This is a genomic window from Saccharothrix sp. BKS2 (assembly GCF_047689505.1).
GTDB classification, from domain to species: domain Bacteria; phylum Actinomycetota; class Actinomycetes; order Mycobacteriales; family Pseudonocardiaceae; genus Actinosynnema; species Actinosynnema lopnurensis.
The window spans coordinates 38625-52213 of sequence record NZ_JAUQOL010000016.1 but is presented as its reverse complement, the minus strand read 5'-3'; the positions used below and the strand labels follow the sequence as shown (position 1 = coordinate 52213).

Sequence of the window (13589 nt, the reverse complement as noted above, 5' to 3'; positions counted from 1 at the left end):
CCCGTGCCGGGGTGGGAAGCACCTGCGGGCGTGACTACTGCCGGATCACCCCCGGTGCTCCATCGCGGTGATCTCTGAGCCAACAGGCTGAACCGGGCCCGATTCCGCCATCCGGCCGCAGCGCCGCTCCCATACTGGCCGACCACGGCCCCACCACGAGATCAGGAGATCCATGTCCGGTGACGACAGCGCGTTAGCGGGGTTCCGCGGGGTGACGACCGGCCTGGTCGACGAACTGGTGAAGCGGCCGGGTGGCCGCGCCCGGACGTTGCCGCTGGTCGTCGCGCTCGGGTCGCGCGGCACCGGCAAGACCGCCCTGCTGGGCAGGGTCCGCGACCGGTGCGCCGACGGGGTGCCCCTGGCGCTGCTGGACTTCGAGGACCCGGCCGGGGTCCGGCGGCCCGGCGCCGCCCTCGCCGGGATCGCCCTCGACCTGGGCCGGGACGTGCCGGGGGCCGACCGGATCGCCTTCCCCCGGCTGTGGCTGTGCGCGCTGGTGCTGGCCGGCGACCCGGGCGACCGCGACGGCGCGCTCGCCGAACTCCGCGACCTGATGAGCGAGGACCACCTGCTGGAGCGGCACCGGCCGCGGGTGCTGGAGCTGGTCCGGCTCGTCGGCGAACCGGACGGGCTGCCCGGCTGGGCCCCCTCCGCCACCGGGGTGCTGCTCCACGGCCTCGACTGGTTCTCCCGCCGGCGGCTGCTGCGCGCCGTCCGCCAGGTGACGCGCGGCGCGCCCCGCGACCCCCGCGACCTGCCGGCGGCCCTCGACCGGGTGGACCGGGGGTCGCCCGCCGACCGCCGCGCGGTCGACAACACCCTCTTCGACGCCTTCCTGGCCGACCTGCACCGGCACTTCACCGGCCGGGCCGACCACCCCCGGCGGAGCGCCCGCTGCGCGGTGCTGCTGGACAACGTCCACACCGGGGAGGGCAAGGCGTTCCTGACCTCCTACCTGGCCGCGCGCGAGCGGTCCGCGGCGGTCGGCGACCACGTCGCCGTGATCGCCACCAGCCGGACCTGGAACACCGACTGGGACGACGCCTGGCGGCGGCCCGGCACACCCGCGGGCGGCACCGCCCCGCTGCCCCTGCCGCGCACCCCCGAGGACGCCGAGCGGGACGCGCGCTCGGCCACCGAGTGGCGGCCCTGGTACCTGGTGCACCCCGGGCACCTGAACGCCGCGGACACCGAGGACGTGGTGGTCCGCGCCGCCGTGCCCGGCCTGCCCCGGTCCCTGCCCCACCGCCTCACCCGCGGCCACCCCGGCGGCCTGCGGATCGTGCTCGACGTGCCGGCCGGCCGGGAGAGCCCCGTCGCGCCACGCCGGCTGCTGTCCGCGCGGGCCTCCCCGGCGGGCAACGCCTCCCTCGCCGACGAGGCCCTGGCGCAGCTCCTGCGCGACCTGCCGGCGGAGCGGGTGGAGGACCTGGTCACGGCGAGCGCGGGACGCGGGGTGGAGTTCCTGCCCGACCCGACCGCGCCGGACGCCGGCCCGCCGGACGGCGGCGACGAGCTCCACGCGTTCCTGCTCGACCACTTCCTGCTCACCCTGGAACCCGACGAGAACGGCCCCCGCGTCGTGCTCGACCCGTGGCTGCGCACCCTGCTGCTGCACCGGCTCGCGCACCGCGAGGACCCCGCGCGCGGCTGGGACGCGGTGCACCGGCGGTACCGCGACCACCACGAGGCCCGGGGCCGGACGACCGAGGCCCGCTACCACGACCTCGCCCTGGGCGACGTGCGCTCGGTCGTGGCGCACCTGGCCGGCCCGTTCACCTCCGACGGGCCGCTGGACCAGCCGACCGCCCGGGGGTGGTTGCGGGAGCTGGACCTCATCACCGGCGCGCCCAACCGGCTGCCGCGCGACCACGACCCGCTCACCCAGGTCGAACTCCTCGCGGAGGGGGTCCCGCCGACCGGTCCGCACGGCGCGGCCCTGGCCAGGCTCGTCGCCGCGCTGTGGATCGCGGGCGACCCGCTCGGCGACCCCGAGGACACCCTGCGCGGCCGGGTCGAGCACGCCTACAGCCGGCTCTCCCAGCACAGCGGCCAGGGCTCGATCCTGCTGTACGACCGGGTGGAGAGGTACCGCGCCTGAGCGCGGGGGCGCCTGAGCGAGGGGGCGGCGGAGGGCGGGGGCGGCGGAGGGCGCCCGCCGCTCGGCCGGTCCGCCGTGAGCTGATCCGCTCACGGCGGAGAAAGCGGCGCCCGGAGCCGGGGTGGCGGCATCGTCGGGGCATGACCGACAACCAGAAGCAGCCGATGTTCGACCACCGGCTCCGCGAGCGGTACCTCGCCCAGCGGGTGCTCGTCCTCGACGGGCCCCTCGACGACGACAACGGGACGGTGCTCGCCACCCAACTGCTCTCCCTGGCCGGTGAGGACCCGGGCCGGGACATCGCGCTGTGGATCCACTCGCCGGGCGGCTCGGTCGCCGCGATGCTGGCCATCCGCGACGTGATGCGGCTCGTGCCGTGCGACGTGGCCACGTTCGCCCTGGGGCTGGCGTGCAGCGCCGGGCAGTTCCTGCTCTCCGCGGGCACGCCGGGCAAGCGCTTCGCCCTTCCCCACGCCAGGATCATGATGCACCAGGGCTCGGCGGGCATCGGCGGGTCCGCGGTCGAGGTGCAGGTGCAGGCGGACGACCTGCGGCACACCCGGGACACCGTGCTGAGGCTCACCGCGGCGGACACCGGCAGGCCGGTCGACGAGATCTTCGCCGACTCCCTGCACGACCGCTGGTTCACCGCCGGGCAGGCGCTGGACTACGGCTTCATCGACCACGTCGTGAGCGATCTCGGCCAGGTCGTGCCCGTGCGCACGCACGAGCTGGGCCTCGGCCTCGGCCAGAAGGCGGGGACCCGCGCATGAGCACCTACACCATCCCCAGCGTCATCACCCGCGGCGTGGGCGGCGAGCGGGTCATGGACGTCTACTCGCACCTGCTGTCGGAGCGGATCGTCTACCTCGGCACCGCGATCGACTCCGGCGTGGCCAACGCGCTGATCGCCCAGCTGCTGCACCTGGAGGCGGACAGCCCGGAGCGGGAGATCAACCTCTACATCAACAGCGAGGGCGGCGACCCGTCCGCGATGCTCGCCCTCTACGACACCATGCGCTACGTCAAGGCGCCGGTGACCACGACGTGCGTCGGCCAGGCGGTCGCGGCCGGAGCGGTGCTGCTGGCGGCGGGAGAGGCCGGGCGCCGCTTCGTGCTGCCCCACACCAGGGTGGTGCTGCACCAGCCCGCGGCGCAGGGCCGGGGCACCATCCCGGACCTCATCCTCCAGGCCGACGAGGTCGTGCGGGTGCGCACCCAGCTGGAGGAGATCCTCTCGGCGCACACCGGTCGCGGTGTGCCGCAGCTGCGGCACGACACCGACCGGGACCGCGTGTTCGACGCGCGGGGCGCCGTCGCCTACGGGCTCGCGGACCACGTCCTCGACCGCCGGGTCTGAGGACGTCGCCTCGGACCCGGTGGTCGGGGACGTGGCCGGCGGTCGGTGGCCGGCGGTCGGGGACTCGGCCTCAGGCGGCCAGGAGCACGGGCCCCGAGGGGCTGCGCCCCGCCGCGGGACCCGCGCCGCGGTCCCGCCGGACGTGGCTCGCGAGGCCGGTGCCGCGGTTCCGCCGGACGTCGCTCGCGAGACCGGTGAGCAGGTCGGCCAGGTCGACGCCGAGCGCGCCGGTGACCGCGGCGATCATCTCGCTGGAGGGCTCCTTGCGGCCGCGCTCGATCTCCGACAGGTACTGCGGCGAGATGCCGGCCCGCTCGGCGACGTCGACGAGGCGGCTGCCCCGCTCCTCCCTGGCCGCCCGCAGGCTCCGGCCCAGCAGCACGCGCCACAGCGGGTCCGGGACCCGTTCCGGGGTGCGGGCGCGCTTCTGGTGGAAGGGGAGGATGTCCGCCATACCGCCATCCTGACCCCCGTCCGGCGCCCGGGGAGGGGTTCCGCTCCCGGCGAAAACGCGGCCCGGGAGATCGTTACGGTGGTGTGTGCGTGAAACCCGCGAAGAACTCGCAGAGCTCCAGGCCCTGCTGGACGCCTCCCTGTCCCGCTCCACCTCCCACCTCCGCTCGATCGTCAGCGGGCACACCACGACCGCGGAGCAGCTCACCGGGGTCCTGACCGGCATGTGCACGCTCGCCCTGTCCACCGTGACGGCCAAGGGCGAGCCGCGCGTCAGCGGCGTGGACGGCCACTTCCTGCACGGCAGGTGGCACTTCGGCACGGCGCGCGGCGCCGCCAAGGCCCGGCACCTCGCCGCCCGCCCGGCCGCGAGCGCCGCGCACATGCGCGGCGAGGACCTCGGCGTGTTCACGCACGGCGAGGTGGAGGAGCTCAACCCCCGCGCCGGCGAGCCCGCCGCGGACTGGCCGGACCTGCTGGCCTACTTCAAGGGGTTCTACGGCGACGACGCCTTCGACTGGGACGAGGAGGTGGTCTTCTACCGGCTGCGCCCGCACTGGATGACCGTCTACGCGCCCGACCTCGCGAAGCTCACCGCCCCGTGAGGGGCGGCTCGGCCGGGAGCCGGTTCCGGCGGAAGGTCTCCAGCCCGGCGACGGGCGGAACGCGCCGGGGCTCCGGGTGCGGCCACCCGGCGGCCAGCAGGTAGAGCGGGGTGTGGCCGACGTTGTCCAGGCCGAAGCGGGTGGCGACGAGCGTGTCGCGGAACGCGCCCGTCTGGGCCGGGCCGAGGCCGAGCGCGGTGGCGGTGAGCACGAAGGTCTGGCCGAGGTGCCCGGCGTTGAGCAGGGACACCCGGTAGCAGCGGGGTGTGCGGTACTTGCTGTACATGCGGTCGATGACGGCGGTGAGCACCACGAGGAAGGGCGCGCGGCCGACCCAGTCCTGGTCGGCGCCCATGCGGGTGCCCTCCTCGGCGGTGAAGCCCCCGGCCAGCAGTTCCAGCGAGTGCTCCAGGGCGTTGTAGTGGTAGAGCCCGGGGGCGACGCCGGTGACGTCGCGGATGGCCAGGTAGCCCTCCAGCTCCTGGCGGGAGCCGCCGGCGGGGCTGGTGCGGCGGTACAGGGCGCCGACGCCGCAGTCGATGTAGTCGACGGGGCCGAAGGTGGTGGCGAGCAGGGCGGCGAGGGTGTCCAGGGGCACGGGGTCGTCGGTGAAGTCGCGGTGGGTGCGTCGGCGGTAGAGCACGTGGTCGTAGCGCGCGGCGAGGTCGACGGGTCGGCGGGGGAGCAGGACGCGGTCGGCGTCGGGGTAGCCGGTGAACATCGAGGGCAGCGGTTCGCGCGGGACGTCCGCCTGGTGGCTGTCGTCGTCGTGGTCGGCGCGCACCATGTCCTGGGTGGCGTAGTGGAAGAACGGCGCCTCGGGGGCCCAGGAGCCCCAGGCGCGGTGGACGTGGGCGTCGCGCTCGGCCTCGGGGGTGTCCTCGGTGAGCAGGAGGCCGACCTCGCGCAGGGCGTCCACGGCGGCGGCGAAGGTGTCGGGGGTGAGGTGGTCGAGCAGTTCGGCGGCCTTGGAGGGTTCCACCCAGTCGTCGAAGGCGGTGAGCACCTCGGCGACCACGGGGTGCAGCGCGGTGGGGCCGCCGCCGGGGTAGGGGTGGGCGACGAACTCGCCGTCGTGCCAGTAGCAGACCACACCGCGGGGGCGGCGCAGGCGCATGAGGTCCTCCGTGGTGGAGAGGGCTGTGGTGGCGGGGCCGCTGGGCGGGGCGGCTGGGCTGTGGTGGCGGAGCGGGGGGCGGGCCCGGCACGCGAGTCGGGTGCCCACCCCCTCGCTCAGCCGCTGGTCACTGGTTCTGCCACTCCCAGGCCCAGTACTTGGCGTTGCGGTCGCGCCGGACGACCTTCCTGGCCGTGATGTGGATGGTGCGCATCGTGTTCACCTCCTCGCGGGTCTCCGTGGTGATCGGGTGTCGAGAGGAATCCGCGGCCCTCCGGGCTCGCGGTCTCCACCATCCGCGAGGCGTCGGCCGGGCACCACACGGCTACCGCCATCGGATCGCCGAACCACTCGCGTGAGTGACGGAGCCCCTGGTGGCTCGCCGTTTTCCGCTCCGGTGAGTCGCGATCTCCCCGGTGGTGCGGGGAAAGCGGTCGTGGCCGCCGTCCGGGCCGCAGGGGCCTTCCGGACGGCTGTTTGCGGTGGTGGCGGCGGGGGTACGTCGACCGTGTGAACAACGCGCTCGACATCTCGGACCGGTTCCCGGAGCTGTCGGTCGACGGCTTCGTGGTGGACTACGAGGACGGCGACGACCCGGTGCTGCGCCGCCGCGACGGGTCGCTGGTGGACACGTGGCGGGAGAACTACCCGTACCCCGAGCGGATGTCGCGCGAGGAGTACGACCTGTCGAAGCGGTTGTTGCAGATCGAGCTGCTCAAGCTCCAGTACTGGATCAAGGACACGGGCCGCCGGGTGGTCATCGTGTTCGAGGGCCGGGACGCGGCGGGCAAGGGCGGCACGATCAAGCGGTTCACCGAGCACCTGAACCCCCGGGGCTCGCGGGTGGTGGCGTTGGGCAAGCCGACCGACCGCGAGCAGGGCGAGTGGTACTTCCAGCGGTACGTCGACCACCTGCCCACGGAGGGCGAGGTCGTGCTGTTCGACCGGTCCTGGTACAACCGGGCCGGGGTCGAGCGGGTGATGGGGTACTGCACCGACGAGCAGTACGAGCGGTTCATGCGGCAGGCCCCGACGTTCGAGCGGATGCTGGTCGACGACGGGATCCTGCTGGTCAAGCTGTGGTTCTCGGTGTCGCGGGCGGAGCAGCGGACGCGCTTCCTGATCCGGCAGGTGGACCCGGTGCGGCAGTGGAAGCTCAGCCCGAACGACGTGCGGTCGCTGGACCTGTGGGACGCCTACACCGAGGCGAAGGTGGCGATGTTCCGGGCCACGGACACGGAGGCGGCTCCGTGGACGGTGGTGAAGAGCAACGACAAGAAGCGGGCGCGGATCGAGGCGATGCGCAGCGTGCTGGCGCGGCTGGACTACACCGACAAGGACCCCGAGGTGGTGGGGGAGCCCGACCCGAAGGTGGTCGGTCCGGCGGCGACGCTGCTGGAGGAGGGCGAGGACGAGGCGTCGTTGAGCCCGACGCCGATCGCCCCGGTGGACGACCCCGACCACGGGCCCGGGATGCACCCGCCCGTGTGACCCGTCGTTCCGGTGGCCGACCGCCCGGGTGATCCGTTGCTCCGGGGGAGCGACCGCCCGCGCGGAACGCCGCTCCGGGACCGATGTGCCGGCGGGGCCTGCCGATCGGCCCCCCGCCGGCTACCCTGGGCGACGCGGTCGTCGCCGGCGTCCGCGATGATCATCCACATCGGACTGGGAGGCGCGAGGGTGTCGATGGCTCAGGAGGCCGGGTGGTGGCGCTCGGCGGTGGTCTACCAGGTCTACCCCCGCAGCTTCGCCGACTCGAACGGTGACGGGGTCGGCGACCTCAACGGGATCACCGCCCGGTTGGCCCACCTGGAGCGGCTCGGGGTGGACGTGGTCTGGCTGTCGCCGGTCTACGCCTCGCCGCAGGCCGACAACGGCTACGACATCTCCGACTACCGGGCGATCGACCCCGCCTTCGGCACGCTGGAGGACTTCGACCGGCTGCTGGCCGAGGTGCACGCCCGGGGCATGAAACTGGTCATGGACCTGGTGGTCAACCACACCTCCGACCAGCACCCCTGGTTCGTCGAGTCGCGCTCGTCGAAGGACAGCCCGAAGCGGGACTGGTACTGGTGGCGGCCGCCGCGCGAGGGCTTCGCGGTCGGTCGGGCCGGTGCCGAGCCGACCAACTGGGAGTCGTTCTTCTCCGGGCCCGCGTGGACGGCGGACGAGGCGACCGGCGAGTACTACCTGCACCTGTTCGACCGCCGCCAGCCGGACCTGAACTGGGAGAACCCGCAGGTCAGGCAGGCCGTGTACGAGATGATGCGGTGGTGGCTGGACCGGGGCGTGGACGGCTTCCGGATGGACGTGATCAACCTGATCGCCAAGGACCCCGCCCTGCCCGACGGCGCGCTCACCGGCACCGCCGGGCTGGGGGACGGCTACCCCCACTACGGCACCCGGGACCGCGTCCACGACTTCCTCCAGGAGATGAACCGGGAGGTGTTCGCCGGCCGGGAGGGCCTGTTGACGGTGGGCGAGATGCCCGGGGTGACCTGGGAGCAGGCCCGCCTGTTCACCGACCCGGCCCGTCGGGAGGTGGACATGGTGTTCCAGTTCGAGCACGTCTCCCTGGACCACGGCCCCGGCGGCAAGTTCGACCCCCGCCCGCTGGACCTGCGGCTGCTCAAGGGCTCGCTGGGCCGCTGGCAGACCGCCCTGGCCGAGGTCGGCTGGAACAGCCTGTACTGGAACAACCACGACCAGCCCCGGGTCGTCTCCCGCTTCGGCGACGACGACCGCTGGTGGCGCGAGTCGGCCACCGCCCTCGCCACCGTGCTGCACCTGCACCGCGGCACCCCCTACATCTACCAGGGCGAGGAGCTGGGCATGACCAACGCCCCGTTCGCCTCGGTCGACGACCTGCGCGACGTGGAGTCGCTCAACCACTACCGCGAGGCCGTGGCCGGCGGGGTGGACCCCGAGGTGGTCATGGTCGGGCTGCGCGCCATGGGCCGCGACAACGCCCGCACCCCCGTGCAGTGGGACGACGGGCCCCACGCCGGGTTCACCACCGGCACGCCGTGGCTGGCGGTCAACCCCAACCACACCCGGATCAACGCCGCCGCCCAGTACGACGACCCGGACTCGGTGTTCCACCACTACCGGCGGCTGGTCGAGCTGCGCCACACCCGGCCGGTGGTCGCCCTGGGCGGCTTCCGGATGTTCCTGCCCGACCACCCCCACCTGTACTGCTACGAACGCGCCCTGGACGACGCCCGCCTGCTCGTGCTGGCCAACCTCGGCCCGGGTGAGGAGAGCGTCGAGCTGGAACCGGGGTGGGCGGCCGAGCACGTCGTGCTGGCCAACACCGACCGGGTGCGGGTCAAGGCCGGTCGGGCGGAGCTGGGACCGTGGGAGGCGCTGGTCCTGGAGCGGTGAGCCCTGAGCGGTGAGCCCGGCACCCTTTGCCGTCCCGGGTGCCGGGGCACGGGGACCTCGCGGTCCCCGTGCCCCGGCCTCAACCCGCCACGGCTCTCGGCCTCGTCCCTCCCGCTGGGGCCCCGCCTCACCCCGCAGCGGCGGCGAACTGCGCCGAGTACAGCCGGTGGTAGGCGCCGTGCGCCTCCAGCAGCTCCTCGTGCGTCCCCTGCTCCACGATCCGGCCCGACTCCATCACCAGGATCAGGTCCGCGTCCCGGATCGTCGACAGCCGGTGCGCGATGACGAAGCTCGTCCGCGACGACCGCAGCGCCGCCATCGCGTGCTGGACCAGCGATTCGGTGCGCGTGTCCACGGACGAGGTCGCCTCGTCCAGGATCAGCAGCGACGGGTCGGCCAGGAACGCGCGGGCGATCGTCAGCAGCTGCTTCTCGCCCGCGCTGACGTTCGTGCCCTCCTCGTCGATCACCGTGTCGTACCCGTCGGGCAGCGTGCGCACGAACCGGTCCACGTAGGTGGCCCGTGCGGCGGCCACGATCTCCTCCTCTGATGCGCCGGGGCGGCCGTAGGCGATGTTGTCCCGGATCGTGCCGCCGAACAGCCACGTGTCCTGGAGCACCATGCCGATCCGCGACCGCAGGTCCGAGCGCCGCAGCGCGGTGATGTCCGTGCCGTCCAGCGTGATCCGGCCCGAGTCCAGCTCGTAGAAGCGAAGCACCAGGTTCACCAGCGTGGTCTTGCCCGCGCCGGTCGGGCCGACGATGGCCACCGTCTGGCCGGGTTCGGCCACCAGCGACAGGTCCTCGATCAGCGGCTGGTCCGGCCGGTAGGAGAACCCGACGTGCTCGAACGCCACCCGGCCCCGGCTCGCCTCGGGCACCGGCGCGTCGACCGGGTCCGGGGCCTGCTCCTCCGCGTCGAGCACCTCGAACACCCGCTCGGCCGAGGCCACGCCCGACTGCATCAGGTTCGCCATCGACGCCACCTGCGTCAGCGGCTGGGTGAACTGGCGCGAGTACTGGATGAACGCCTGCACCTCGCCCAGCGTCATCGCGCCCGAGGTGATCCGCAGCCCGCCGACCACCGCGACCGCCACGTAGCTGATGTTCGACAGGAACATCATCACCGGCATGATCAGGCCGGACATGAACTGCGCGCTCGTCGCCGAACCCACCAGCTCGTCGTTGCGCCGCCGGAACTCCTCCTCGGACTCCCGCTGCCGGCCGAACACCTTCACCAGCTGGTGCCCGGTGAACGCCTCCTCGATGTGCGCGTTCAGCGCGCCGGTGTGCTTCCACTGCGCCACGAACTGCGCCTGCGACACCTTGCGGATCCGGGCGGTCACCACCACCGACACCGGGATCAGCAGCAGCGCGATCAGCGCCAGCAGCGGCGAGATGGTGATCATCATGATCAGCACGCCCACCACGGTCAGCAGCGAGGTCAGCAGCTGGCTCAGCGTCTGCTGCAACGTGGTCGAGATGTTGTCGATGTCGTTGGTGACGCGGGACAGGGTCTCGCCGCGCGGCTGGCCGTCGAAGTAGCGCAGCGGCAGCCGGTGCAGCTTCGCCTCCACGTCGGCCCGCAGCGTCAAGATCACCCGCTGCACCACGTTGTTGAGGATGCGGCCCTGCGCCCAGCCGAACAGCGAGGAGGCCAGGTACAGCGCCAGCACCCAGGCCAGCACCTCGCCGAGCGCGCCGAAGTCGATGCCGGCGCCCGGCACGCCGCGCATCCGCGCGAGCACGCCGTTGAAGATGATGTCGGTGGCGTGGCCGAGGATCTTCGGCCCGGCGACCGCGAACGCGACGCTGACGACCCCCAGGGCGACCACGGCCGCGACCGTGTTGCGCTCCGGGCGCAGCCGCCGCGCGAGCCTCTTCGCCGACGGCTTGAAGTTCTCCGCCTTGCCCATCGGCATCCCCATGCCGGGGAAGTTCCCGCCCATCCGGGCGGGCGCGCGGTTCGTCGTGGCGGTGCTCATGCGGCCTGCTCCGGGGTTAGCTGGGACTCGACGATCTCGACGTAGGTGGGGCACGTGTCCAGCAGTTCGCGGTGGGTGCCGGTGCCGACCACGGACCCGTTGTCCAGCACCACGATGCGGTCCGCGTCGATGATCGTGGACACCCGCTGGGCGACGACGAGCACGACCGCGTGCGCGGTGTGCGGGCGCAGCGCCGCGCGCAGCCTCGCGTCGGTGGCCAGGTCCAGCGCGGAGAACGCGTCGTCGAACAGGTAGATGCCGGGCTTGCGGACCAGCGCCCGCGCGATGGACAACCGCTGCCGCTGACCGCCCGACACGTTCGTGCCGCCTTGCGCGATCGGGGCGTCGAGCCCCTCGGGCATGGCCTCCACGAAATTCCGCGCCTGGGCGACCTCCAGCGCCGCCCACAGCTCCTCGTCGGTGGCTGCGGGGTTGCCGTAGCGCAGGTTGCTCGCGACGGTGCCGGTGAACAGGTACGGCCGTTGCGGCACCAGGCCGATGCGCGAGCACAGCGCGTCCGCGTCGACCTCCCGCACGTCCACGCCGTCGACCAGCACCGCGCCGGAGGTGACGTCGATGAGCCGGGGGATGAGGTTGACCAGGGTGGTCTTGCCCGCGCCGGTGCTGCCGATGATCGCCGTGGTCCGCCCCGCCTCGGCCGTGAACGTCACGTCGCGCAGCACCGCGTCCGCCGCGCCGGGGTAGCGGAACCCCGCGTTGACGAACTCCACCTCGGCCCGCCGGGGCAGCTCCACCACCGGGTTCGGCGGCGGCGTCACCGACGACCTGGTGTCCAGCACCTCGTTGATGCGCTCGGCGCTCACCGCGGCGCGCGGGATCATCATCGAGATGAAGGTGGCCATCATGACCGACATGAGGATCTGCATCAGGTAGCTGAGGAACGCCGTCAGCGCGCCGATCTGCATCTGGCCCGCGTCGACCCGGTAGGCGCCGAACCACAGCACGGCCACGCTGGAGGCGTTCAGCAGCAGCATCACCACCGGGAAGATCAGCGCCTGCAACCGGCCGACCCGCAGCGCGGTGTCCGTCAGCGCCCGGTTCACCCCGGCGAACCGCTCGGTCTCGTGGGGCTCGCGGACGAAGGCGCGCACCACGCGGATGCCGGACAGCTGCTCGCGCAGCACCCGGTTGACCGCGTCGATCCGCTCCTGCATCAACCGGAACTGCGGGACCATCCGCACCACGATCAGCCCGATCGAGAGGGCCAGCGCGGGCACGCACACGAGCAGCAGCCAGGACAGCCCGAAGTCCTCGCGCAGCGCCATGACGATGCCCGCCACGCACGTGATCGGGGCGGCGATCAGCATGGTGCACACCATCACCACCAGCAGCTGCACCTGCTGCACGTCGTTGGTGGTGCGGGTGATCAGCGAGGACGGCCCGAACGAGGCGACCTCGCGCGCGGAGAACTCCCCGACCCGGTGGAACACGGCCGAGCGGACGTCACGGCCGAAGCCCATGGCGGTCCGGGCGCCGTAGTAGACGGCGCCGACGGAGCAGCCGATCTGCACGACGCTGACCAGGAGCATCCAGCCGCCGGTGGACAGGATGTAGTCCGTGTCGCCGGTGGCGATGCCGAAGTCGATGATGTCGGCGTTGAGGCTGGGCAGGTACAGCGAGGCCACGGTGCCGACGAGCTGGAGGACCAGCACGACGGTGAGTTCTCGCCGGTAGGGCCGCAGGTGTGTGCGGAGCAAGCGGGTGAGCAACGAACTTCCCCCATAGGAAACGGATCGTGTCTAATGTGTGCAAGGTAGACCGGTTTTATAAGAAACGCAACGTATCTAAGGAGCAGGGTGGCCGAACCGAGGTCGCGGCGTCGCGGGGCCGAGCTGGAGGCCGCGGTCCTGGACGCGGCGTGGGCGGAGCTGAGCGAGGTCGGCTACTCCCGGCTGACCATCGAGGCGGTGGCGAAGAGGGCGGGCACGAGCAAGCCGGTCATCTACCGCCGCTGGCCGAGCCGGGCCGAACTGGCCCTGGCGGCGTGGAACCGCCGGGTCCCGGTCTCGATGGCGACCCCCGACACGGGTGACCTGAGGGAGGACCTCGTCGGCCTGTTCTCCTCGGTGGCCCGCCGGGCGGACTCGATGATGAACGAGATGATCGCGGGCGTCATGGGCGAGGCGTTCCGCCACCCGGAGGTGGCCGGGATCCTCCGCGACCGCCTGACGTCGAGGTCGCCGCTGACCGGACCGCTGGACGCGATCGTGGACCGGGCCGTGGCCAGGGGCGAGCTCCCGCCCGTCGAGGTGCCTCACCGGGCGGCCCGCGTGCCGCTGGACCTGATCCGCAGCGAGTCCATGGCCTGCGGCGCGCCCCTGTCCGAGGACGCGGTGGCGGAGCTGGTGGACGACATCTACCTGCCCCTCCTGCACGGCCTCGCCTCTCGGCCCCTGCCCCAGGATGGCCCGGATCAACGGGCGGGGCGACCGGATTTGCGAGTAAAACCCCAGGCTGAATTCCCGGAATCCGGCCAAATCGACACAATCGTGTGATTGCGGGTGGGACTGCCGGGTCGAACACCCCCGCGCGCGACGGCGGTGGTGGTGCGGGCCTCCGGCGTT

11 protein-coding genes are annotated in these 13589 nt (G+C 72.9%); 7 read left to right on the top strand and 4 right to left on the bottom strand.

Going from position 1 to position 13589, the window contains the following annotated elements:
- Positions 1-172: 172 nt before the first annotated feature.
- The 3 genes from Q5530_RS30215 to Q5530_RS30205 all read left to right on the top strand — a co-directional run bounded on the left by Q5530_RS30215 (position 173) and on the right by Q5530_RS30205 (position 3461).
- Positions 173-2101: a hypothetical protein gene (locus Q5530_RS30215; protein ID WP_415366225.1), complete on the top strand. Its 1929-nt coding sequence runs from the start codon at positions 173-175 to the stop codon at positions 2099-2101.
- 140 nt (positions 2102-2241) lie between these two features.
- Positions 2242-2874: a ClpP family protease gene (locus Q5530_RS30210; protein ID WP_415366224.1), complete on the top strand. Its 633-nt coding sequence runs from the start codon at positions 2242-2244 to the stop codon at positions 2872-2874.
- The gene (locus tag Q5530_RS30205; protein WP_380638642.1) at positions 2871-3461 is read left to right on the top strand and encodes a ClpP family protease; all 591 of its coding nucleotides are present in this window, start codon (positions 2871-2873) and stop codon (positions 3459-3461) included. The genes Q5530_RS30210 and Q5530_RS30205 overlap by 4 nt, the downstream gene beginning before the upstream one ends.
- Positions 3462-3531: 70 nt before the next feature.
- On the opposite strand, the gene Q5530_RS30200 is transcribed toward Q5530_RS30205, so the two are convergent.
- The gene (locus Q5530_RS30200) at positions 3532-3915 is read right to left on the bottom strand and encodes a helix-turn-helix domain-containing protein (RefSeq protein WP_415366223.1); all 384 of its coding nucleotides are present in this window, start codon (positions 3913-3915) and stop codon (positions 3532-3534) included.
- A gap of 85 nt (positions 3916-4000) precedes the next feature.
- Here Q5530_RS30200 and Q5530_RS30195 point away from each other — a divergent pair, with 85 nt between their 5' ends.
- Positions 4001-4519 carry a pyridoxamine 5'-phosphate oxidase family protein gene (locus tag Q5530_RS30195; protein WP_415366222.1) on the top strand — a complete coding sequence of 173 codons (519 nt, stop codon included), beginning with the start codon at positions 4001-4003 and terminating at the stop codon, positions 4517-4519.
- Here the strand turns inward: Q5530_RS30195 and Q5530_RS30190 are convergent.
- Positions 4506-5636, bottom strand: coding sequence for a SagB family peptide dehydrogenase (locus Q5530_RS30190; protein WP_415366221.1), 1131 nt, complete (start codon positions 5634-5636; stop codon positions 4506-4508). The two genes, Q5530_RS30195 and Q5530_RS30190, sit on opposite strands and share 14 nt — an antisense overlap.
- Positions 5637-6146: 510 nt before the next feature.
- Between Q5530_RS30190 and ppk2 the strand changes: the two genes are divergently transcribed.
- Both ppk2 and Q5530_RS30180 read left to right on the top strand, forming a co-directional pair.
- The gene (gene ppk2, locus Q5530_RS30185) at positions 6147-7127 is read left to right on the top strand and encodes a polyphosphate kinase 2 (protein WP_415366220.1); all 981 of its coding nucleotides are present in this window, start codon (positions 6147-6149) and stop codon (positions 7125-7127) included.
- A gap of 195 nt (positions 7128-7322) precedes the next feature.
- Positions 7323-9020 (top strand): alpha-glucosidase, encoded by a 1698-nt coding sequence (locus Q5530_RS30180; RefSeq protein ID WP_415366347.1) that lies wholly within the window; start codon positions 7323-7325, stop codon positions 9018-9020.
- Positions 9021-9147: 127 nt separating this feature from the next.
- Here the strand turns inward: Q5530_RS30180 and Q5530_RS30175 are convergent, their stop codons facing one another.
- Both Q5530_RS30175 and Q5530_RS30170 read right to left on the bottom strand, forming a co-directional pair.
- A complete protein-coding gene (locus Q5530_RS30175; protein ID WP_415366219.1) occupies positions 9148-11004 on the bottom strand; it encodes an ABC transporter ATP-binding protein in 1857 nt (618 codons plus the stop codon).
- On the bottom strand, positions 11001-12734 hold the full coding sequence (locus Q5530_RS30170; RefSeq protein ID WP_415366218.1) for an ABC transporter ATP-binding protein: 1734 nt from the start codon (positions 12732-12734) through the stop codon (positions 11001-11003). Before Q5530_RS30170 ends, Q5530_RS30175 begins: the two co-directional genes overlap by 4 nt.
- An 87-nt stretch (positions 12735-12821) precedes the next feature.
- Here Q5530_RS30170 and Q5530_RS30165 point away from each other — a divergent pair, with 87 nt between their 5' ends.
- Entirely contained in the window at positions 12822-13520 is a 699-nt protein-coding gene (locus Q5530_RS30165) for a TetR/AcrR family transcriptional regulator (protein WP_415366217.1), read from the top strand.
- Positions 13521-13589 lie beyond the last annotated feature (69 nt).

Bases quoted from the DNA above. Each gene is read 5' to 3' on its own strand.
- Q5530_RS30215 (WP_415366225.1), top strand. From the start codon at position 173: ATGTCCGGTGACGACAGCGCGTTAGCGGGGTTCCGCGGGGTGACGACC.
- Q5530_RS30210 (WP_415366224.1), top strand. From the start codon at position 2,242: ATGACCGACAACCAGAAGCAGCCGATGTTCGACCACCGGCTCCGCGAG.
- Q5530_RS30205 (WP_380638642.1), top strand. From the start codon at position 2,871: ATGAGCACCTACACCATCCCCAGCGTCATCACCCGCGGCGTGGGCGGC.
- Q5530_RS30200 (WP_415366223.1), bottom strand. From the start codon at position 3,915: ATGGCGGACATCCTCCCCTTCCACCAGAAGCGCGCCCGCACCCCGGAA.
- Q5530_RS30190 (WP_415366221.1), bottom strand. From the start codon at position 5,636: ATGCGCCTGCGCCGCCCCCGCGGTGTGGTCTGCTACTGGCACGACGGC.
- Q5530_RS30180 (WP_415366347.1), top strand. From the start codon at position 7,323: ATGGCTCAGGAGGCCGGGTGGTGGCGCTCGGCGGTGGTCTACCAGGTC.
- Q5530_RS30175 (WP_415366219.1), bottom strand. From the start codon at position 11,004: ATGAGCACCGCCACGACGAACCGCGCGCCCGCCCGGATGGGCGGGAAC.